16 protein-coding genes are annotated in these 21,374 nt (G+C 39.7%); all 16 read left to right on the forward strand.

Annotated features, from left to right (window positions below; translation table 11 throughout):
* Nucleotides 1–4 precede the first annotated feature (4 nt).
* The 16 genes from ileS (at nucleotide 5) to Q4E64_RS05535 (ending at nucleotide 21,230) form a co-directional block, all read left to right on the forward strand.
* A complete protein-coding gene (gene ileS, locus Q4E64_RS05460; RefSeq protein WP_303166741.1) occupies nucleotides 5–2,794 on the forward strand; it encodes an isoleucine--tRNA ligase in 2,790 nt (929 codons plus the stop codon).
* 129 nt (nucleotides 2,795–2,923) lie between these two features.
* Nucleotides 2,924–3,847: a carbon-nitrogen hydrolase family protein gene (locus Q4E64_RS05465; protein WP_303166742.1), complete on the forward strand. Its 924-nt coding sequence runs from the start codon at nucleotides 2,924–2,926 to the stop codon at nucleotides 3,845–3,847.
* Between the two features lie 205 nt (nucleotides 3,848–4,052).
* A complete protein-coding gene (locus tag Q4E64_RS05470; protein WP_303166743.1) occupies nucleotides 4,053–5,405 on the forward strand; it encodes a hemolysin family protein in 1,353 nt (450 codons plus the stop codon).
* A gap of 403 nt (nucleotides 5,406–5,808) precedes the next feature.
* The gene (gene wbaP, locus Q4E64_RS05475) at nucleotides 5,809–7,191 is read left to right on the forward strand and encodes an undecaprenyl-phosphate galactose phosphotransferase WbaP (protein ID WP_303166744.1); all 1,383 of its coding nucleotides are present in this window, start codon (nucleotides 5,809–5,811) and stop codon (nucleotides 7,189–7,191) included.
* A 44-nt stretch (nucleotides 7,192–7,235) separates the two neighbouring features.
* A complete protein-coding gene (locus tag Q4E64_RS05480) occupies nucleotides 7,236–8,360 on the forward strand; it encodes a glycosyltransferase family 4 protein (RefSeq protein ID WP_303166745.1) in 1,125 nt (374 codons plus the stop codon).
* Nucleotides 8,361–8,364: 4 nt separating this feature from the next.
* A complete protein-coding gene (locus tag Q4E64_RS05485; protein ID WP_368501526.1) occupies nucleotides 8,365–9,669 on the forward strand; it encodes a sugar phosphate nucleotidyltransferase in 1,305 nt (434 codons plus the stop codon).
* Between the two features lies 1 nt (nucleotide 9,670).
* Nucleotides 9,671–10,636, forward strand: a complete 966-nt coding sequence (locus Q4E64_RS05490) for a type I phosphomannose isomerase catalytic subunit (protein WP_303166747.1) — start codon at nucleotides 9,671–9,673, stop codon at nucleotides 10,634–10,636.
* Between the two features lie 34 nt (nucleotides 10,637–10,670).
* Nucleotides 10,671–11,714, forward strand: coding sequence for a GDP-mannose 4,6-dehydratase (gmd, locus tag Q4E64_RS05495; protein WP_303166748.1), 1,044 nt, complete (start codon nucleotides 10,671–10,673; stop codon nucleotides 11,712–11,714).
* A gap of 30 nt (nucleotides 11,715–11,744) precedes the next feature.
* Nucleotides 11,745–12,371 (forward strand): acetyltransferase, encoded by a 627-nt coding sequence (locus Q4E64_RS05500; protein WP_303166749.1) that lies wholly within the window; start codon nucleotides 11,745–11,747, stop codon nucleotides 12,369–12,371.
* A gap of 19 nt (nucleotides 12,372–12,390) precedes the next feature.
* Complete coding sequence (locus Q4E64_RS05505; protein WP_303166750.1) at nucleotides 12,391–13,500, forward strand: DegT/DnrJ/EryC1/StrS aminotransferase family protein; 1,110 nt, start codon at nucleotides 12,391–12,393, stop codon at nucleotides 13,498–13,500.
* Nucleotides 13,501–13,515: 15 nt separating this feature from the next.
* Nucleotides 13,516–14,310, forward strand: a complete 795-nt coding sequence (locus tag Q4E64_RS05510) for an ABC transporter permease (protein ID WP_303166751.1) — start codon at nucleotides 13,516–13,518, stop codon at nucleotides 14,308–14,310.
* A gap of 18 nt (nucleotides 14,311–14,328) precedes the next feature.
* Nucleotides 14,329–15,438, forward strand: a complete 1,110-nt coding sequence (locus tag Q4E64_RS05515) for a hypothetical protein (RefSeq protein ID WP_303166752.1) — start codon at nucleotides 14,329–14,331, stop codon at nucleotides 15,436–15,438.
* Between the two features lie 55 nt (nucleotides 15,439–15,493).
* Complete coding sequence (locus Q4E64_RS05520) at nucleotides 15,494–16,255, forward strand: ABC transporter ATP-binding protein (protein ID WP_303166753.1); 762 nt, start codon at nucleotides 15,494–15,496, stop codon at nucleotides 16,253–16,255.
* A gap of 1 nt (nucleotide 16,256) precedes the next feature.
* Nucleotides 16,257–18,554, forward strand: coding sequence for a glycosyltransferase (locus tag Q4E64_RS05525; RefSeq protein ID WP_303166754.1), 2,298 nt, complete (start codon nucleotides 16,257–16,259; stop codon nucleotides 18,552–18,554).
* An 11-nt stretch (nucleotides 18,555–18,565) separates the two neighbouring features.
* A complete protein-coding gene (locus tag Q4E64_RS05530) occupies nucleotides 18,566–20,143 on the forward strand; it encodes a glycosyltransferase (RefSeq protein ID WP_303166755.1) in 1,578 nt (525 codons plus the stop codon).
* Between the two features lie 4 nt (nucleotides 20,144–20,147).
* Nucleotides 20,148–21,230: an acyltransferase gene (locus Q4E64_RS05535; RefSeq protein WP_303166756.1), complete on the forward strand. Its 1,083-nt coding sequence runs from the start codon at nucleotides 20,148–20,150 to the stop codon at nucleotides 21,228–21,230.
* Nucleotides 21,231–21,374 lie beyond the last annotated feature (144 nt).

Genomic DNA, 21,374 nt, shown 5'->3' on the forward strand with positions numbered 1-21,374 from the left:
GACAATGGATTATGGTAAAACACTGAATCTGCCTGAAACTGAGTTCCCGATGCGCGCAGGCTTACCGCAGCGTGAACCGGACTTTTTGAAATTTTGGCAGGAAAATGACATTTATAATAAAAAGCAGGCGCTGCATGCCGGCCGGCCGAAATTTGTGCTGCACGACGGCCCTCCCTATGCCAACGGCAAGATTCACATGGGCACGGCGCTGAATAAAATTTTGAAGGATATCATCATTAAATATAAATATGCCCGCGGTTTCGATACTCCGTATGTTCCGGGCTGGGATACTCACGGTATGCCCATCGAGCACGCCTGCATCAAGGAGCTGGGCCTGAACCGCAACGAGCTGGACGTGCTGACGCTGCGCGCTAAGTGCCACGATTTCGCTTTGAAATGGGTGGATATCCAGCGTGAGGATTTTAAACGCCTGGGCGTGCTGGGCGATTGGGAAAACCCGTACATTACTCTGCGTCACAGCTTTGAAGCGGAGCAGATTCGCGTATTCGGCACGATGGCCAATAAGGGATATATCTACAAGGGCAAAAAGACCGTGTACTGGTGCCCCCATTGTGAAACTGCGCTGGCTGAAGCGGAAATTGAATATGGCGAGCAAAAGACTCCCACTATTTTCGTAAAGATGCCTTTGGTTAAGGATAACGGCATGACGCCGGAGGCCGCAAAGGGCAAAAAGGCTTACATGGTAATCTGGACGACCACGCCCTGGACTATTCCGGCGAACGTGGCGGTGGCTCTGAACCCTGATTTGGAATATGCCTGGGTGGAGTGCGAAGGCGAAGTGCTCTTTATGGCGAAGGAGCTGTTGGACGAGGTCGGCAAAAAATGCCATAAGGATTTGTCCAACGTGCTGGGCACTACTATGGGCCGCGATATGGAGTACGCCGAGTGCGTACATCCCTTCCCCGAATATAACAACCGTCGTTCCCTCGTAGTTATGGCCGACTATGTAACGCTGGAAGCAGGTACGGGCTGCGTACATACCGCTCCCGGACACGGCGATGTGGACTTTGAAACCGGTTTGAAATACAAGCTGCCAGTTCTGTGCCCGGTAGATTCCCAGGGCAAGCTGACGGAAGAAGCGGGCGAGCGCTTTAAGGGCATGTTTGTTTTCGACGCCAATATTCCGGTACTGAAATACCTGGCCGAGCTGAACTGCCTCTTGGGCAAAGAAAACATTAAGCACCAGTACGCTCACTGCTGGCGTTGCAAGAACCCCATCATTTTCCGCGCTACCGCTCAATGGTTCGCTTCCGTCGACGGCTTCCGCGACGAAGCTTTGCAGGCTATCGACAAAGACGTACAGTGGATTCCCTCCTGGGGCCGTCAGCGTATCCATAATATGGTCAGCGACCGTCACGATTGGTGCATCAGCCGCCAGCGCGTCTGGGGCGTGCCCATCCCCGTATTCTACTGTGATAAATGCGGCGAGCATTTGATTAACGAGGCTACCATCAACGCCGTTGCCGATTGGTTTGAAAAAGAGGGCAGCGACGCCTGGTGGGCGCATTCCGCCGAAGAGCTGTTGCCGTCCGGGACTGTTTGCTCCAAGTGCGGACACAATCATTTCCGCAAGGAAACGGATATCATGGACGTATGGTTTGACAGCGGTTCTTCCCATATGGCTGTGGCCGCTAAACGTCCGGAGCTGTGCTGGCCCGTGGATATGTATCTGGAAGGCAGCGACCAGCACCGCGGCTGGTTCCAGTCCTCTTTGCTGACTTCCGTTGCCGTTACCGGCAAGGCTCCTTATAAATCCGTGCTGACCCACGGCTATGTAGTTGACGGCGAAGGCCGCAAGATGTCCAAATCCGTCGGCAACGTCATTGTGCCGCAGGACGTAATCAAGCAATACGGCGCGGACATTATCCGCCTGTGGGCCGCTTCTTCAGATTATAAGGCCGATATCCGCATTTCGCCGAAGATTTTGAAGCAGCTGTCCGAGGTGTACCGCAAGATTCGCAATACCATGCGCTACATCCTGGGCAATACCAACGATTTTGATTATGAAAAGGACGCTGTGCCCTTCAATGAAATGCTGGAGCTGGATAAGTGGGCGCTGATGCATTTGCAGCTTTTGAAAAAAGAGGTTACCGCCGCTTACGACAGCTACGATTTCCATGTGCTGTACCACGCCATCCATAATTTCTGCACCGTGGAAATGTCCAGCTTCTATCTGGATATTGTCAAAGACCGCCTGTACGCTTACAAGGCCGGCAGCAAGGAGCGCCGCAGCGCGCAGACCGCGATGCACGAAATTCTTATGGATTTGATTGTGATGCTGACGCCTGTGTTGAGCTTCACTATGGAGGAGGTATGGCAGTTCATGAAGAAGCCCGCCAACGCTCCCGAATCCGTACAGATGCTGCCGTGGCCGGAGGTTAAAGAAGAATATATCGACGAAGCTTTGGAAACCAAATGGGATAATTTTATCGGTATCCGCAGCGAAATTACTAAGGTGCTGGAGCTGGCGCGCCGCGACAAGAAGATTGGCCACTCCCTGGACGCTAAGGTAGAGCTGCACGCCGAGGGCGAAGCTCTGGCTATTCTGCAATCCGTAGAAAAGGATTTGGCAACGCTGCTCATCGTTTCCCAGACCGTTATCGTTGAAGGCGCTGCCGGTGGCGCAGAAGCTACGGGCCGCGAGGATTTGAAGGTTACGGTAATGCCGGCCGAAGGTCATAAGTGCGAACGCTGCTGGATTTACAGCGACGAAGTGGGGCAGGACGCCGAACATCCGACGCTGTGCCACCGCTGCGCAGAAGCGGTAAAATAACACGCTTCGTCGGCCAATACTAATTCTAAAACCGTGTGAGATGAAAATTTTCTTGCACGGTTTTTCTTTTTATGATATCGTTTACGATATACAATTTAATTTTTAATTTGTCTTGAGGGGGTAAAATTTATGTTGGATTTACAAAAGACGTGCCGCGTTGCCGTAGTGCAAATGGCTCCTGTAATGTTTGATAAGGATGCGACCTTGGAAAAATGCGTGGCGCTGATAAAAGAAGCTGGCAGGAAAAAGGCGGATTTAATCGTGCTGCCGGAGCTTATTATTCCCTGCTATCCCTTCGGTATGACCTTTGGCTTTACTGTGGGCAGCCGCAAGGAAGCGGGGCGCTCGGACTGGACGCGTTATTACGACGGCTCCATTGTGGTCCCCGGCGCGGAAACTGCCGCTTTAGGCAAGGCCGCTAAAAAGGCTAAGGCTTTTGTGAGCATTGGCGTGTCCGAGCGCGACGCCGTCAGCGGTACGCTGTACAACAGCAATCTTATTTTCGCGCCGGACGGAACGCTGGCCGCCGTACATCGCAAGCTGAAGCCCACCGGCTCGGAGCGCGTGGTTTGGGGAGACGCTGATAAAAATTATTTTCCGGTTGTCGCAAGCCCCTGGGGTCCCATAGGCAATCTTATTTGCTGGGAAAGCTATATGCCCCTGGCGCGGGTGGCGCTGTATCAGAAGGGCGTAACGCTGCTCATATCCTGCAATACCAACGATAACCCGGAATGGCAGGCGACCATTCAGCACATCGCCCTAGAGGGACGCTGCTACTACATCAACTGCGACCAATTTTTTACGAAGGCAATGTATCCTGCGGATTTGCAAAGCGCGGACGAAATCGCCGGGCTGCCGGAGATTGTCTGCCGCGGCGGCAGCTGCGTTATCGACCCTTACGGCCATTATGCGACCGAGCCGGTCTGGGATAAGGAAGAAATTATTTACGCCGATTTAGATATGGATAAGGTTCCTGCCAGTCGCATGGAGTTCGACGCTTGCGGTCATTATTCCCGTCCGGACGTTTTGCAGCTCAACGTGCTGGATAAGTAAAAACCATTTAAAATTTATCTGCCTGCTTAAAATATTATTTTTATTTGCTGACGAATTATGATATAATGCTTGTACACAGCGATTCGCGAGCTGAAAGCGAAGCGAGAGCTGATGTACAACATATGCCTATGGCGAAATAAGAATACTATAATTTTTTACGGAGGTGAACCTGTCCCGCTGCGTTTTGTGCAGCCGACAGATGTGTTTGGACTATCTTATAATTATCTTTAATATTATCGTAGTGTTTTTCCTGGTGGCGCTGAACGGTTTTTTTGTGGCGTCGGAATTTTCCATTGTGAAGGTGCGCCCCTCGCGTTTGGACACCTTAATTAAAGAAGGCAACCGCCGGGCGGTACACGCTAAAGAGGTAACGGAGCATCTGGACGCTTTCCTTTCCGTAACCCAGCTGGGCATTACCATTGCTTCCCTGGGTCTTGGCTGGATTGGCGAGCCTACGGTGGCGCAGATTATGCACCCCGTATTTCAGCTGTTGAACCTGTCGCCGCAGATGGAGCATACGCTGGCCTTTGTGGTGGGCTTCAGCGTTATTACCGCTCTGCACATTGTTTTAGGCGAGCTGGTGCCCAAGTCTTTGTCCATTCAGCGCACGGAAGAGATCGTACTTTTTGTATCATGGCCGCTGCTGATGTTCGACAAGCTGATGTATCCCGCCGTGTGGATTTTGAACCATGTGGCTAACTGGGTGCTGCGCCGTTTGGGCGTGGAAGCCGCCAGCGAGGCGGAAGAAGCCCATAACGAGGAAGAGATACGTATATTAATGGAAGAAAGCCATAAGCACGGCTATATCGATAAGACGGAGCTGACCTATCTGGATAATGTTTTCGATTTTTCCGACCGCCGCGCCAGCGATATTATGGTGCCGCGCACGGATATGGTATGCCTGTATTTAGAGGAAGCTGTGGAGGAAAATATCAAAACGGCGCTCAACGAGCGCATGACGCGCTATCCTATTTGTCAGGAGGACAAGGACCATATCGTCGGCTTTTTGCATATCAAGGATTTGCTGCGCGATTTAAACGCCGGGACTACGCCGGATTTGCGCGCTTTGGCCCGCGACGTGCTGCTGGTGCCGGAATCTCTGCCCATCAGTAAGCTGCTGCGCATGCTGCAGAAGCACCGCAGCCAGCTGGCAATTTTAATCGACGAATACGGCGGCACCGCCGGTATGGTGACTGTCGAGGATATTCTGGAGGAAATCGTCGGCGAGATTCAGGACGAGTTTGATGAGGAACGGCCGGAGGTAGAGGATAAGGGCAGCAAGACTTATTCTGTGGACGGCAAAATGCTGCTGGAGGACGTCAACGACTTCTTCGAGCTGGAGCTGGATACGGAAAACTGCGATACCATCGGCGGCTGGGTGTACGCGCAAATAGATTATCCGCCTAAGGTGGGGCAGAAGGTGAAAACTGACGCCGCCGAATTTACGGTGGAGGAAGTGGACAAAATGCGCATTACGCGCGTGCGCATCCAGCTTTTGCACGAGCCGGAAAATATTCACGAGGAGCTGCAGGAGGAATATCTGGACGACGTGCAGTAAGGATATTTGAAAAATAAAAAAAGATTTTTTGAACAGCCATCAAGCAAATCAGCTTGGCGGCTGTTTTTTGTTCATTAATAAATCTTGGAAGCTAACAAAAATCAGATTCCAAGATTTATTTTTTTGCTGCATTTTTAGCTTCAGCGGCGGTGGGGCTGCGCTTAAATTTTAGAAATTTGTCAAATGAGGAATGCCAGCACGGTAGTGCTGCAACGCAAAAGTGCTCGATGCACTTTTGCTTGACTGGGGGGGACAAGGGGCTATAATAATAGATGATATTATTTTAGATAATCATAGAATGACAAGCGCGATAATTTTGGCGCAAGAGATATTGCATATTTGAATAATCAGGCAGAGGGATGGGGAGTAGGTTTTGTTTAATCGATATTACGGAGCTGTGTTAATGCTGCTGTTCGTGTTGATGGATTATGCAGCGTTGATTGCAGCAGAACAAGGCGCTTTCATGCTACGCAATCTGATTCTGCGTTCGCAAAATCTGTATCTTTCCTGGCTCAACTTTTGGATAGTATTTCCCAGTCTGTTCCTGCTCTTTATTCATCTGGGACAGCTCTACAGCCGCCGTATGCCCTTCTACAAGGAAGTGGAAAAGCTGTTCCACGCCTGCTGTTATGGAACGCTGGCCGTAATTTTTGTGCTTTATGTGGCGCGCATTGCCGCCACCACCAGCAGGATGTTCGTGGGCTTATTCGGCATACTGGCTTTTATTTTGCTGGCTATTTGCCGCTATTTGGTTAAACGCTTTTTGCTGCATAAACAGTTACTACAAGTACCAATTGTAATTATTGGCGCGGGCAAAACGGCGGAGCTGCTGGTTAAGGGCATCGTCGGCGACGCTGGCTTAGGCTACAAAATCGTGGGTCTGTTGGAGGATAACCGCGTACAGCCGGGCATTTTGGAAAAATACCCTGTGCTGGGGCGCTTTGCCGACGCGGAAAGAGTTATCAAAGAAACAGGCGTGAAGCGCGTCTTTATCGCCGCTCCGGGGCTGGCAGAACGCAAATTGGGAATGCTGATTTACCGTATTCAACCGCTGGTAAAAAACATCGGCGTTATTCCTAACTTAGTAGGCGTGCCTACAGGAGCGGTGGAAGTAGAGAGCATGTTCAACGAGCGCCTGGTGCTGCTGCGTTTGAAGAATAATCTGGCGCGGCCGCTGAACCGCTGGCTGAAAACAATTTTCGATTACACGCTGACGATTGTTGGCACGATTTTGATTTCTCCGGTTTTACTGTTTATCGCCGCCTGGATTTATAAGGATTCGCCGGGGCCGGTGATTTTTAAACACACGCGCGTCGGGAAGAACGGCAAGCCGTTCCCCTGCTATAAATTCCGCAGTATGTGCGTGGACGCCAAGGAAAAGCTGGCGGAACTGCTGGCTAACGACCCGGCGGCGCGGGCAGAGTGGGAAAAAGACTTTAAGCTGAAAAACGACCCGCGCATTACCAAAAGCGGCGCGTTCTTGCGCAAGACCAGCCTGGACGAGCTGCCGCAGATTTTTAACGTGCTGCGCGGCGAGATGAGCTTAGTCGGGCCCAGACCGATTATTGCGGAAGAACTGCCGCGCTACGGCGAGTATGTGGGCGATTATCTGATGGTGAAGCCGGGCATAACCGGTATGTGGCAGGTCAGCGGTCGCAGCGACACGACGTATAACGAGCGCGTGCAGTTGGACAGCTGGTATGTGCGCAACTGGAGCGTGTGGCTGGACGTGATGTTGTTGTGGCGGACTGGGAAAGCAGTCATTGTTAGAAAAGGTGCATATTAAGTTGCTGTATTGCTGCGGATTATAGACGAGAGGATATATAGGTTATGAAGATTGCTATTGTACATGAATGGTTTGATACTTACGCTGGGTCGGAAAAAGTATTGGAACAAATATTGTCTATATATCCAGATGCTGATTTATATGCAGTAGTTGATTTTTTACCTAATGAAAAACGTGATTTTATTCAGATGAAGCCTGTAATTACAACATTTATTCAGCATTTGCCTAAAGCAAAAAAAGCTTTTAGAAAATATTTGCCTCTTATGCCTTTAGCTGTTGAACAGCTGGATGTACGTAATTATGACATAGTTATAAGTAATACTCATTGTGTAGCTAAAGGGATAATTACGGGGCCTAGTCAACTACATATTTCTTATACACATTCACCTATGCGCTATGCATGGGATTTGCAGAAACAATATTTGCAGGAAACTAATTTAGACCATGGCGTCAAGGGATGGTTAGCTAAATTAATTTTGCATTATTTACGTATTTGGGATATTCGCAGCAGTAATAATGTAGATTATTTTATATGCAATTCTCATTATATTGCCAAACGAATACAGAAATGCTATCGCAGAAATGCGACAGTTATTTATCCTCCTGTAGCAGTCGATGATTTTACATTGAACGAACAAAAAGAAGATTTTTATCTAACCGCTTCACGTATGGTTCCCTACAAGAAAATGGATTTAATTGTAGAGGCCTTTAGTAAAATGCCTGATAAAAAGCTTATTGTAATAGGTGATGGTCCGGATTTTTCTAAGATTAAAGCAAAGGCTGGAAAAAATGTAACCTTAATGGGTTATCAGCCGTTTGAAATTCTTAAAGAACATATGCAGAAAGCAAAGGCTTTTGTGTTTGCTGCGGAAGAAGATTTTGGCATTGTTCCTGTGGAAGCACAGGCTTGCGGTACGCCTGTTATTGCTTATGGAAAGGGCGGTTCACTAGAAACAGTACGCGGATTGGGAAAAGAAGAGCCTACGGGAATATTTTTTCAGGAACAGACCGCAGATAGTTTGATTGATGCAGTTAAGTTATTTGAAGAGCAAGAAGCATTGCTTACACCGCAGAATTGTCGTAAACATGCTGAAAAATTTGGTATAAAGCGTTTTAGGGAAGAATTTAAAAGCTTTGTAGAAAATAAATTTGATGGGAGTGGTGGATAAAGTTATGAATATAATACTTCTTTCGGGAGGAAGCGGTAAAAGATTATGGCCGATTTCCAACGATGTACGCAGTAAGCAGTTTATCAAATTATTTAAGGATGCTCATGGAAATTATGAATCTATGGTACAGCGCGTTTATAGGCAAATTAAAACTGTAGCTCCCAACGCTAGTATTACTATTGCTACGAGCGCAACCCAATTGAGTTCTATCCATAATCAGTTAGGCAGTAATGTGTCTGTGTGTATTGAGCCCTGCCGCAGAGATACATGCCCTGCTATTTTATTAGCCGCCGCCTATTTACATGAAGTACTGCATGTTAGCGAAGAAGAAACCGTAGTTGTTTGTCCGGTAGACCCGTATGTGGAGAATAGTTATTATGAGGCGGTTATAGAATTAGACAAATATGTTCAAAATAATACAGCAAATTTAACATTAATGGGAATTGAACCAACTGTTCCTAGCGATAAGTATGGTTATATTATTTCTGAAAGTAATGCGGCTGTAAGCAAGGTTAAAGAATTTAAAGAAAAGCCGAATACAGAAACTGCTAAGCAATATATTGCTGCAGGAGCTTTGTGGAATGCAGGTGTCTTTGCATTTAAATTGGGGTATTTGCTGGCTAAAGCCCATCAAATAGTCGATTTTGTTGATTATAAGGATTTGTTTACCAAATATGAAACTTTAGAAAAAATCAGCTTCGACTATGCTGTAGTAGAAAAGGAAAAATCTATTCAAGTCACTCGTTATGCAGGGGAATGGAAGGATGTCGGTACATGGAACATGATGTCCGAAGTAATGAGCGACAATAGTAAGGGCAATGTTACTTTGGATGATGCTTGTGACAACACTCATGTTATCAATGAGTTGGAGATACCTGTACTTTGTATGGGGTGCAAAAATATGGTTGTAGCTGCCAGTAGCGACGGTATTTTTGTGGCCGATAAAGAACGCAGCGGCAGTATAAAAAATTATGTTGAAAAGATAAGTACAGATATCCGTTATGCAGAAAAATCATGGGGAACCTATAATGTGGTTGATGCTCAAACAGGCGCCGTTACGATCAAAGTATCTTTGGATGCCGGTAAGGGCATGAGCTATCATTGTCATGATTTTCGCGACGAGGTTTGGAATGTGCTTTCTGGCGAGGGCACAGTAACCGTTGACGGTATGGAGCAAATTGTTAAAGCCGGAGATGTAGTAACTATAGCTGCCGGTTGCAAACATACTATAAAAGCTGTTACCGATATGCAGTTGATTGAAGTACAAATTGGCAGCGTTATTAGCGTGGAGGATAAAACGATATTCTGATATGGAACCAATGCTGTTGAAACCTGTAGGAAAAGATAATTTATGGGGTGGGAATAGACTGAAAACCGAATACAATAAAGATATTCCTTTAACGCCTTTAGCGGAAACATGGGAATGTTCGGCACATCCATCGGGGCCCAGTATAATTGTTAATGGACAGTTTGCGGGAAGTACAATGGAGGTTGTGCTGCGGCAGCATGATGAATTCTTAGGAAACAGAGTGGATAAAAAATATGGCTTGCCCATATTGATTAAATTCATTGATGCGGAAAAAGATTTATCCATACAAGTTCACCCAGACGATGATTTTGCCAGAGAAAATGAAAATGACTTTGGTAAAAGTGAAATGTGGTATGTCGTGGATGCAACAGATACCGCTTCGTTAGTGCATGGTTTTGCGCATGACGTTAATGAAGCTATGCTGCGTCAGGCTGTGGCTGACGGTGATTTAGATAAACACTTAAATAAAGTACATGTGCATAAGGGAGATGTCTTTTATACTCCTGCCGGAACTATTCATGGCATTGGCGCAGGCTGCTTAATTGCAGAGATTCAGGAAAGCTCTGATGTAACGTATAGGGTTTATGATTACAATAGGGTGGACAAAAATGGGCAAAAACGCGAGCTGCATTTTGCTAAAGCTATGCGCGTACTAAACATGAAAACAACTGCTAAATATAAGCAAAGGGCTAGGTTGGTACATTACTATCCTGGCTGTTCACGGGAAATCTTATGCAGATGTCAATATTTTGAGACAGAGCGTATCACAGTTACCAAAGGGCTTGCCTTTACGGTTATGGACACTTCGTTTCAAGTAGTCTTGTGTATAAATGGTTGCGGCGGTTTGGAAACATCAGAGTATAAGAAACCACTGCGGTTTAAAAAGGGAGACTGCATATTTTTACCGGCTGGCTTGGGCAGGTGCTTTATTATAGGCGAATGTGAAATTTTAAAAGTCAGGGTATAGAAATTTTATAATAAAATTTGAAGGAGCGTTGTAAATGGCAAAAGTAGCTTTAATCACAGGTATTACCGGTCAAGATGGGTCGTATTTAGCAGAGTTTTTATTGGGAAAGGGGTATGAAGTGCATGGGATTGTGCGCAGGTCTTCTTTTCCTAATACGGGAAAAATAGACCATATTATCGATAAAATTAAATTACATGATGGGGATCTAGCCGATTCCTCCAGCATAATTCGTATTATTAATGAAACGCAGCCGGATGAAATTTATAATTTAGCTGCGCAAAGCCATGTACAGGTTAGTTTTGATGTACCGGAATACTCTGGTGATATAGATGCTATAGGCGTATTACGTATTTTAGAGGCCTGTCGTATTTTAGGATTAACTAAAAAAACAAAGATTTATCAAGCCTCTACAAGTGAACTTTATGGCAAAGTTGAAGAAGTTCCTCAAAAAGAAACGACGCCTTTTCATCCGTATAGTCCATATGCAGTAGCTAAGCAGTATGGCTTTTGGATTACTAAGGAGTATAGAGAAGCTTATGGAATGTTTGCCGTTAATGGTATTTTGTTTAATCATGAATCTGAGCGCCGTGGCGAAAATTTTGTGACTCGTAAAATAACTCGCGCAGCTGGACGCATTGCTGAAGGGCTTCAAGAGTATTTGGAGTTAGGAAACCTAGATTCTTTACGTGATTGGGGCTATGCTAAAGATTATGTAGAATGCATGTGGTTAATTTTACAGCAAGATACTCCTGATGATTTTGTTATTGCCACAGGTGTACAGCATACTGTTCGTGACTTTACAGAAAAAGCCTTTGCTGCTAATGGCATTACGATTCGTTGGGAGGGTACAGGTGTAGATGAAAAAGGTTATGATGCAATGAGTGGGAAAATGTTGGTATGTGTAAATCCCAAGTGGTTTCGCCCAACTGATGTAGATAATTTATGGGGTGATCCTACTAAGGCTAAAACTGTTTTAGGGTGGAATCCGCAAAGTACGACATATGAACAGTTGATAGCCATTATGGCAAAACATGATAGGGAATTAGCAAAAACTGAAAAAGCAGCAAAGTACGTTTAAATTCATAAATTATTAGGAAGTGTTTTACTAATGAATAAATTAGTGATAATTGGGGCTGGTCCTCATAGTAAAGTGATTTTGGACATCTTTCTGAAAATGAAGAAATATGAGGTTGTGGGATTAACTGATCCAACCGTAGAAGGATATGTTCTTGGTTATCCTATTCTTGGTACTGATGAAATATTACCTGATTTAAAAAAACAAGGTATTGAATGTGCTTTTGTAGCTTTGGGAAATAATAAAATAAGGAAAAATGCGTTTTATACTGCAGAATCATTAGGGTTTAAAATGGTGAATGCGATAAGTCCAAAGGCTACTGTTTCAGAATTTGCCAAACTTAGTGAAGGAATAGCAGTTATGCCTGGTGCTATTATAAATGCGTGTGCCAATATTGGGAAAGGGGTTGTTATTAATACGAATGTTTCAGTAGATCATGATTGCCAAATTGGCGCTTTTTCTCATATTGCTCCAGGTTGTGCAATTTCTGGCTCTACTTATATTGGTGAAGAGACATTCTTGGGAACAGGTAGCAGAGTTATAGATAAAATTCATATTGGTAATAAAGTAATAGTAGGAGCTGGCAGTGTTGTAATTAGAAATTTAGAAAGTAACTGCAAAGTAGTTGGTGTTCCTGCTAAGATTATAAAAAAATTTTAATTGATTTGGAGGATTTAAAATGGATAGAATTTCAATTGCTGTACCGGTATTTAATGGTAATGAGAAAAAATATTTGATGGAGTGTATAGATACTGGATGGGTGTCTGCAAATGGTCGTTTTATTAATGAATTTCAAGAAAGATTTGCTGAATTTTGTGGGAGTAAGTATGCTTTAGCTTGTTCTAATGGTACGGTAACATTGCACCTAATTCTTAAAGCTATGGGAATACAACCAGGAGACGAAGTAATTATGCCTACCTTAACATATGTTGCTACAGCTAATGCTGTGGTTGAATGTGGAGCTACTCCTGTATTTGTAGACAGTGATCCTGATACTTGGAATGTTGATCCTCAAAAAATTGAAGAAGCAATTACTCCTAATACCAAAGCAATTATTCCTGTACATTTATATGGGCTAAGCTGTGATATGACGGCTATAATGACTATTTCTAAAAGATTTTGTATTCCTGTGGTTGAAGATGCAGCTGAAGCTCATGGTGCTAAATGGGATAATAAGCGTGTAGGTTCTATTGGTAAGGCCGGTTCTTTTAGTTTCTTTGGTAATAAAATTATTACTAGCGGCGAAGGCGGTATGATTGTAACTGATGATGAGGATCTATATAATCGTATGAAATTGCTGCGTGCTCAGGGTGTTGATCCTAGCAGACGTTATTGGCATGTTGCGCGTGCTTATAATTATCGCATGACAAATATGCAGGCTGCTGTTGGTTTAGGACAATTGGAAAATGTAGATTGGCATTTACAGCAGAGATTACGGATTGCTAACATTTATAATAAACAGCTAAGTGAGAAGCTGGAAGGATATGTAACTGTTCAAAAAGTGGACAATTCTGAGAATCATGTTTATTGGATGAATAGTGCTATGCTGACAGATAAGGTTAAGAAATCTCGTGATCAGATTATGAAAGAAATGGAAGCTTGTAATATAGAAATGCGTCCGCTGTTTTATCCTATGCATATTATGCCTCCGTATAGGGATTTAACATTGAATTGTCCTGTTGCTGAAAAATTAGCAGAAAGAGGTATTAATTTGCCCTCACATGCGTTGTTAGATGAAGAGAAAATTACGTATATTGTGGATTGTTTACAAAAAATAATTGTTGAGTAATTGGAGAATTTAGTCGTGGAAGGTATAAAAAATTATTGGAGGATTATGTATGAGATGCGTTATTTTTTAGCTCATCTTGTACGTTTGGATTTAAAAAATAAGTACAGGCGTTCTAAGTTAGGAATTTTATGGTCTATAGTATATCCATTAGGTTTGTCCATAATCATGGGTATAGTTTTTTCAGTGGCATTTAATTACGATATTGTTAGCTATATGCCTTATGTATTGTCCGGTATATTATTTTGGGATTTAGTTTCCGCTTCTTTTAGCGGAGGGGCATACTCAATATTAGGTAATGATGGATTTATCAGGCAGTGTAATCATCCTTTAACGATGTATACATTAAAGAGCTCTTTAGTGACATTAATAAATTTTATTATATCTATGGTTGCTTTGGCTATATGGGTAATTGTACAAAATCCTATGAATATGATAATAGGTTTGGTATCTTTGCCTTTGACTTTAATTATTTTCTTTGCTTTTGTATGGGCGGGCACAACAATTGCCGGATATACCTGTGTGAAATATAGAGATTATCCCATGATGATCCCTTTGATTTTACAAGTTATCTGGTATGTTTCTCCTGTCTTTTTTCAAGAAGATTTATTTAAAAGCAACGAAATTATATATACTTGGTTTAAGTGGAATCCTATTACCCATATGTTAAATTTGATAAGAGAGCCTTTTTTAAATGGAAAGCTGCCTGGCTCAGACGATTATTTGATTAGTTTGAGTTTGGTACTTATTGTTGCAATTTGGGCATACAGGATAAATGTTAATAATAAAAAAGATTTAATTTTTTATTTGTAGTTCAAGGAGAAGACGTCGATGAAAGGGGATTCTGTTTCACAAAGAGGTCAGATAAGAGGATTTTTATTTGAATATGCAATTTTAAAAATGCTTCAGAATAATGGCTTTGGTATTGTAGAAATTCCTGATACAGAAGAACGTATAAGGGAAAAAAGAAGAAATTTTATTGAGTTAAAGGGTCGTGGCGCTTGGCATCAAATAGATTGCCCATGCGACTATAATATTATAAGTCCATTTATGTATCCAATACGTATTTTAGGAGAAGTAAAGTGTTATAAAAATCCTATAGAAAAAGAAAAAATACGTAATTTTATTGGCGTAGTAAAAGATATCCAAGAAAATTATTTTGCTGATGAGTTAGAATTGGATATTACAGGATTACCTAAGAGATTTATAGAAGTAGGGGCCTTTTTCTCGTATAGTGGGTTCAATAAGGAAGCAGAATTTTTAGCATATGCGCATGGCATTAAAACTATCTCCTACCAAGACAATTTTTTAGTAGCAGGTATATGTGACGCTGTATATCAGCTTGAGAAAAATATCAGTTATAAAAACTTTACAAATAAAGGAATGAAAGCCTATCGAGATATTATAGAAAGATTGCATATTGCAGATAGAGAAAAATTTTTTGAAAATTTAAATCAACTACAGTTGGATGATTATTTCAGTGATGAGTTAGATATAAAAACTAAGGGAATAAGTGGTTTTTATGTTTATAATTTGAAAAAATTTATTGATAATCTTTTGACAGTAAAATCTAGCTTTATAGCAACCAATGATGATGGTTTGGTAATACATTTTATTGGTGATGGAGCGTTTCCAAATGAAATTTTTGAAGATAGAGATGAAGCTTTTTGTAATGTTTATTATAGGGGGACTAACCAAAAATCATATTGGTTAGAACTTGAGAAATATAATTATCAAGAATATGGGCACAAGGAAAAAGAAAATACGAAGTTTTATTTTTCTCCTCCTAGATTATTATTAGAAGCGATAAAAAACTCAGAAGAAAATATAAAAAGTATAAAGCAAGAGATTTTTCATAAAATGGTCGTACATAAAAAAATCAATGGTAAGCAAAGAACGCTTATAATTCATATTAATCCAAATCAATTTTTAAATTCTTAATAATAGCATTAGTTATCTTTAAAACAATAACAAAATTTTAACGAGGTGCAAAAATATGAAAAAGTTACATATATACATGGATAATGTAGATATGTGCTATCCATCTAATGTTTATAATGCGACTACATTAAAACAAGAGATTTTTTCTTATCTCAAACTAGAAAAGCCTAAGCCTTTGCTTAAAGATGTTCATGCACTCAAAAATTTTACTTTGCATGTTGAACAGGGAGAACGTTTGGGTGTAATAGGACATAACGGTAGTGGGAAAAGCACTCTCTTAAAAACAATAGCAGGAATTTATCCTATAGTAAGTGGCGATATTGATGTACAGGGAAAAATCAAGGCACTATTTGATATAGGATTAGGCTTTGACTTAGAATCTACGGGAAGGGAAAATATAGTTTATCGGGGGCTTTTGTTAGGAGCATCTCCACAAGAAATAGAGGCAAAAACAAAAGAAATTATTGATTTTACAGAGTTAGGAAATTTTATCGATTTTCCTATAAAGAGCTATTCAAGCGGTATGTTAGTTCGTTTAGCTTTTGCAGTATCTACCAGTTTATCTGGAGAAATATTATTATTAGACGAAGTTGTTGCTGCTGGTGATGCTGCTTTTATGGAGAAAGCTAGAAAAAGAATGCTTGATTTGATATATCAGGCCAGTATTATGGTTTTTGTAACGCATGATTTAGCAATGGCAGAACAAGTATGTAATCGTGTAATCATGTTAGATCATGGAAATATTGTAGCAGACGGCAATCCTAAAGAAATAATTAAATATTATAAAAATCATATGGCTAAAAAATGCGAGGATTGAAATGGCTAAACGTATATTGTGGTTATTTAATCATACTTCTTTAAGAAAATTTGAGGTTCCCATGTTAATAAGTATGGGTTATGAGGTTTATTGTCCTAAAAAGTGGAATATATTTGATTTTAGCGCAAGTATAAGCTATGAATATGATTCTTCGTTGACAATACCGCAAGAGGTTCTAGATCAACTTAATAATATAAATTTTTATGAGTGCTTGTCTATTGATACAATAGAAGTATTGAATAAATATTTTGATATAGCGATTTGTATGCTTAATATTAATATGCTTGAAGTATTAGCTAAGCATTTTAAAGGTGCTATATGTTTACATGCTTTTGGTTTAGAAAAGTCTTTAACATATACTAATTATTTAGGGATTAGAACATTAGAGATGCTTATGGATTGTGGAAATAGATTTTGGTTTCTTCCTACATATAGTAATTTACAAGAGATAGAATGTACTTTTTTGCAAAGACGTTCTTTGTTTGTGCCTATAGGCTTAGCTGATTCAACTGTGAAAAACACATGGATAGGTGGAGAGAAAAAGTTCCTTTTTGTATCACCAAAAATAAAAGTTAATACTTATTATAATAAAGTATATAATGATTTCAAGAAATGCTTTGGCGATTTACCCCATATTATTGCTGGAGCACAACCTATTCCCGTTAATGAAGATAAGAATGTTAAAGGATTTATGTCAAATGATGAGTATGAATATAATATGAATCATCTAGCAGGTATGTATTATCATAGCCGAGAACCTTACCATTTACATTATCATCCATTAGAAGCTATTCGACAGGGGATGCCACTTATTTTTATGGGCGGAGGCATGTTAGATTATTTGGGTGGCGTTAATCTTCCCGGTAGAGCAAAGACGATAAACGAAGCCAGGAAAAAGTTAAAGGGGTTACTTAATGGTGATACTTCTTTTGTTAAAGATGTAATAGAAACTCAAACTGTATTATTGGGATGGTTTAAAGTATCTTACTGTAAACCGATTTGGGAACAAGCTATGAAAAAAATAGAAGAGTCACTTTCTATGTATGATATTGTAAAAGGTTCAAATAACAATCGAATAGCTATAATTTTACCAGCGCCTTATACTGGTGGTGTTTTAGATTACAGTATAAGATTCGCTTTAAATATTCATAACGAAATTAAAAGACAAGGAGACGCAGCAGAAATTATATTCGCATATCCTGAGAATAAAATATATAAAGATAAGGACTATTTTAGCGTATTAAAAAAAGAAAATGTGCAATTAAGAAGTTTTGTGTATAGCGAAGAACCTGTTTCTCGGGTATACAAAATAATGAAAATAGCAGGTTTAGAGAGTAGACATAGAGTTAATCTTCCTTTTCCAACGTATGCTGTTTTGAAAGATGGTATATCTGATTTTCAGGATTGTAAGCACCTTATTTTTACTGCCGATGCAGGTAATGTTATTAGTCCGTTTTTTTGTCTAAGACCGTTTTCTGTAGTTGTTCATGATTATATTCAAAGATATGTGCCTGAATCTGTATCAAGAGAATCTAATGTTATTAAATTGACAAACCAAAAATCGGCTAATAGCGTATTTGTAACTAGTAGAGCAACGATGGAAGACGCTATTCAATTCGCTAATTTAGAATCAGATAAGGTGGTTTTAACACCTCTATTATTAGAACTTCCGGAAAAACCAGCATATCTAAGTGATTGTAAAGAAAACTATTTGTTGTGGCCAACAAATGCAGCACCGCATAAAAACCATTTGCGCGCTTTGAGGGCTTTAGAGCAATATTACCATAATGGTGGAAAATTTGAATGTTTTATTACCGGTGCTAATAGTAAATATTTAAAACCCGGAATGAATTTAGCGCAAGCACCTGTTTCTGTAGAATATGTTGAAAAAGTCCAAGAATTTATTCAAAATAGCCAGGAACTCAAAAGACATTTGCATTTTCAAGGAGATATGATGAAAAACGAGTTTTGGAAATTATTAAATAACGCGAAATTTGTTTTTCATCCAGGGTATGGTGATAATGGTAGTGGTAGTGTAATTGATGCTGCTGGGTATGGGATTCCTTCATTAAGTAGCGATTACCCCGCAATGAGGTATTTAGCTGATTTTTTTGGTATTCCTATTCAATATGTAGATCCATTTAATGTGGAAATGATGGAGAGTGCCTTGTTTGATATGGAAAAGAATTGTGATATTTATGCAAAGAAGATACCTAAACGTGAGAAATTAGTATTAAATGAATATAGGAAACAAGCCTGTAAATTATATCAATGTATAAAAGAAACTATTGGATTTTAGGTGTTAACATTATGAAGATAGGAATTTTTTTGGGATATGGGCCACAAGTAAAATTAGGGAAAGAAGGATTAGGTAGATATATTGGCGGGCTAATCAAAGGTTTTCAAGAAGAAAATCATAATATTACAATTGCGTGTCCTTTTTGGTTATTATCTACATTAAATGAATTATTGGATACTTTTTCTGCTAATAAGAATAATATTACTATAATAACAACTAAAGATAATCCACCATTATGGAAATTATATAGTTTTTTTAAAGTTAGAAGGAAAACTTCTGGGCTAAAACATATAGTATTATCTCATATTATATTGTTAATAAAAAGATTGTTGGTAAAAGTGAGTGATGCAAAATCAACTTTCAGCTTTGCTATTTGGAGCATTTTAGCTTTATTAGCGAGTATAATATTTTTGCTTCCAAGCTTCTTAATTATAAGTGTTTATGCACTTATAATATTAATAAAGTTAGCTAAAAGTAAGAAAATTCCTTTTAATATAAAAATAAATAAAATACTTGAATATATTAGGTATAAATATAACTTTTTCTATAGGATGGATGTTCCTTTATATTTATTTTCAAATATGGTTGATGAAGTTCTAAAAAATTTGGTTGGTATAATCAATAAATTAGAAAAACAAGATGTGTGGTTTGTTCCTGCTATTTTTTGGCCTCAAATTAATAATATTCATGGGACGGTAGTTATTAATGCTCCAGATTTAGTAACCCAAGAATTTCCGTATGAATTTTCTAATGTATATAATGCAGAAAATTCTACTGATAAATGTAGAAAAACAATTTTAGAAGGCAAATTTTTTATTACTTATTGTGAATATTTACGTAAAGTATTACTTGTAGATCAGTATTCTAAGGATGATAAAAATACAGTTGCTATTAATCATGCTAATAATGATATGCTTACTTATATTAAAGTTGATGATACATTAGCTAATAGAGTTGCATCAGATAACGATTGGACTGATATTTTCGCTAGAGATTTGTTACAGAGCTGTGGTAGTCGCAACGTAAAATATATTTTTTATGCTAGCCAAGTAAGACCTAATAAGAATATGTTAAATTTAATCAAAGCATATGAATATTTAGTTAGAAGAAAATTCTGCACATATAAATTATATATAACTGCTGATTTACAGAAGAAGACAGAAATAGGCAGTTATATAAAAGAACATAGATTGGAAAATGATATCATTAGCCTTTACAATGTTCCCGCACAGACTTTGGCTGCGTTGTATCACTGCGCTGATTTGGTTGTTAATCCTACTCTGTACGAAGGAGGTTTCCCTTTTACCTTTGGTGAAGGTATGTCGGTAGGTACGCCTTCAATTATGAGTGATATTCCACAGGTTAGAGAAGTGTTGGAACCTGCTGGCTTGGAAGAAATTATGTTTGACCCTTACGATTGGCGTGCTATTGCGGATAAAATTGAATGGGCTTTAGCCGATATAGATGGACTATATCGTAAAGAATTGCCTTTATATGAAGAAATGGCAAAGCGCACTTACAGTGTGGTTGCTGCAGATTATGTGAAAGCTTTTGAAACATTCATTGAAAAAGATAAAAGGAATGAATAAAAACATGGGGAAAATAGTATTTGCCAATTCTTTACGTGGTATTGCTGCCATGATTGTATTAATAAGCCATTATTTTGATGTTTTTTATACTAGACCAGCGGCAGTACATGAATTATTGCATATTAGCCATATATCTGATAGCCATGCAGGAATGGAATTTTTGTATAAGATATTTAATTTTTGTACAAGCATAAGTTATGGTCATTTAGGAGTTGCTATCTTCTTTTTGATTAGTGGTTTTGTTATACCATTTTCGATGGATAAATATCCCCCCCCCCGGAAGTTTGCTTTAAATAGGGTTTTACGAATTTATCCGACATATAGTATGGCTCTTTGCATTACTGTTTTGTGCATATATATTAATTCTGTTGTTTATAATTCAGAATTTACTATACAGGTAATGCATTTTATAAAACAGATATTTTTAGTTAGAGATTTGTTTTGGATTCCCAGTATAGATGGTGTATCATGGACTTTAGAAATAGAGCTTAAGTTTTACATGATAAGTGTATTATTTTATTATTTCTTTAGGCAAAAAGTATATTCCCTTATTATGGCTTGTATATGCATATTGTGCAGTATCTTGTTTGTTAATGTGAATTTTGAGGAAATAGTACATATTCAAAAACATATTGTTTTATTAGATGGGCCTATAATATTATTTATGTTTATAGGGTCAGTATTTAACTTTATGTTCAGAGATATGATTACGTACAAGTTAGGAGCTTCGTTAATTTTATTGATGCTGTGGGCGTTTAATTATACTATAGATAATAATATTATGTTTGCTGCTTTTAAATCTAGTATGTTCTTTAACTATAGTTTAGCTTTAATAATATTTTGGCTGTGCTATTATAAGAGGAATTCTTTCAAAAATAATAAAATACTTGATTTTTTAGCAGATATTTCTTTTCCGTTATATGCTGTGCATGGAGTTATGGGTTATTCTATACTAGAATTTTTTGTACTTAATCATTGGAATATATATTTAGGGGTTGTATTTACTATATTGATAGTTATGACTACAGCATATTTATTGCATCGATATGTTGAAGTACCTACAGTTAGTTTATCTAAACAGAAGTAATAATTGTTGAAATGCCTGAAGTTAGCGTAAAGTTTTTGAAAGCTTTTCTTGCTATGTGCAGAGAGGTCTGGTATTGGGAGAGGAGCAAGAAAGTGCATTATTATAGTAGGATAGAGGTGCTATGATGGAAATAAGTTGTTTTTG

The organism is Phascolarctobacterium sp., from assembly GCF_030531065.1.
GTDB lineage: Bacteria > Bacillota > Negativicutes > Acidaminococcales > Acidaminococcaceae > Phascolarctobacterium_A.

Bases quoted from the DNA above. Each gene is read 5' to 3' on its own strand.
- gmd (WP_303166748.1), top strand. From the start codon at position 10,671: ATGGCAAAAGTAGCTTTAATCACAGGTATTACCGGTCAAGATGGGTCG.
- Q4E64_RS05505 (WP_303166750.1), top strand. From the start codon at position 12,391: ATGGATAGAATTTCAATTGCTGTACCGGTATTTAATGGTAATGAGAAA.
- Q4E64_RS05490 (WP_303166747.1), top strand. From the start codon at position 9,671: ATGGAACCAATGCTGTTGAAACCTGTAGGAAAAGATAATTTATGGGGT.
- Q4E64_RS05465 (WP_303166742.1), top strand. From the start codon at position 2,924: ATGTTGGATTTACAAAAGACGTGCCGCGTTGCCGTAGTGCAAATGGCT.
- wbaP (WP_303166744.1), top strand. From the start codon at position 5,809: ATGCTGCTGTTCGTGTTGATGGATTATGCAGCGTTGATTGCAGCAGAA.
- Q4E64_RS05530 (WP_303166755.1), top strand. From the start codon at position 18,566: ATGAAGATAGGAATTTTTTTGGGATATGGGCCACAAGTAAAATTAGGG.
- Q4E64_RS05520 (WP_303166753.1), top strand. From the start codon at position 15,494: ATGAAAAAGTTACATATATACATGGATAATGTAGATATGTGCTATCCA.
- Q4E64_RS05500 (WP_303166749.1), top strand. From the start codon at position 11,745: ATGAATAAATTAGTGATAATTGGGGCTGGTCCTCATAGTAAAGTGATT.
- Q4E64_RS05515 (WP_303166752.1), top strand. From the start codon at position 14,329: ATGAAAGGGGATTCTGTTTCACAAAGAGGTCAGATAAGAGGATTTTTA.
- Q4E64_RS05485 (WP_368501526.1), top strand. From the start codon at position 8,365: ATGAATATAATACTTCTTTCGGGAGGAAGCGGTAAAAGATTATGGCCG.
- Q4E64_RS05480 (WP_303166745.1), top strand. From the start codon at position 7,236: ATGAAGATTGCTATTGTACATGAATGGTTTGATACTTACGCTGGGTCG.
- Q4E64_RS05535 (WP_303166756.1), top strand. From the start codon at position 20,148: ATGGGGAAAATAGTATTTGCCAATTCTTTACGTGGTATTGCTGCCATG.
- Q4E64_RS05525 (WP_303166754.1), top strand. From the start codon at position 16,257: ATGGCTAAACGTATATTGTGGTTATTTAATCATACTTCTTTAAGAAAA.
- ileS (WP_303166741.1), top strand. From the start codon at position 5: ATGGATTATGGTAAAACACTGAATCTGCCTGAAACTGAGTTCCCGATG.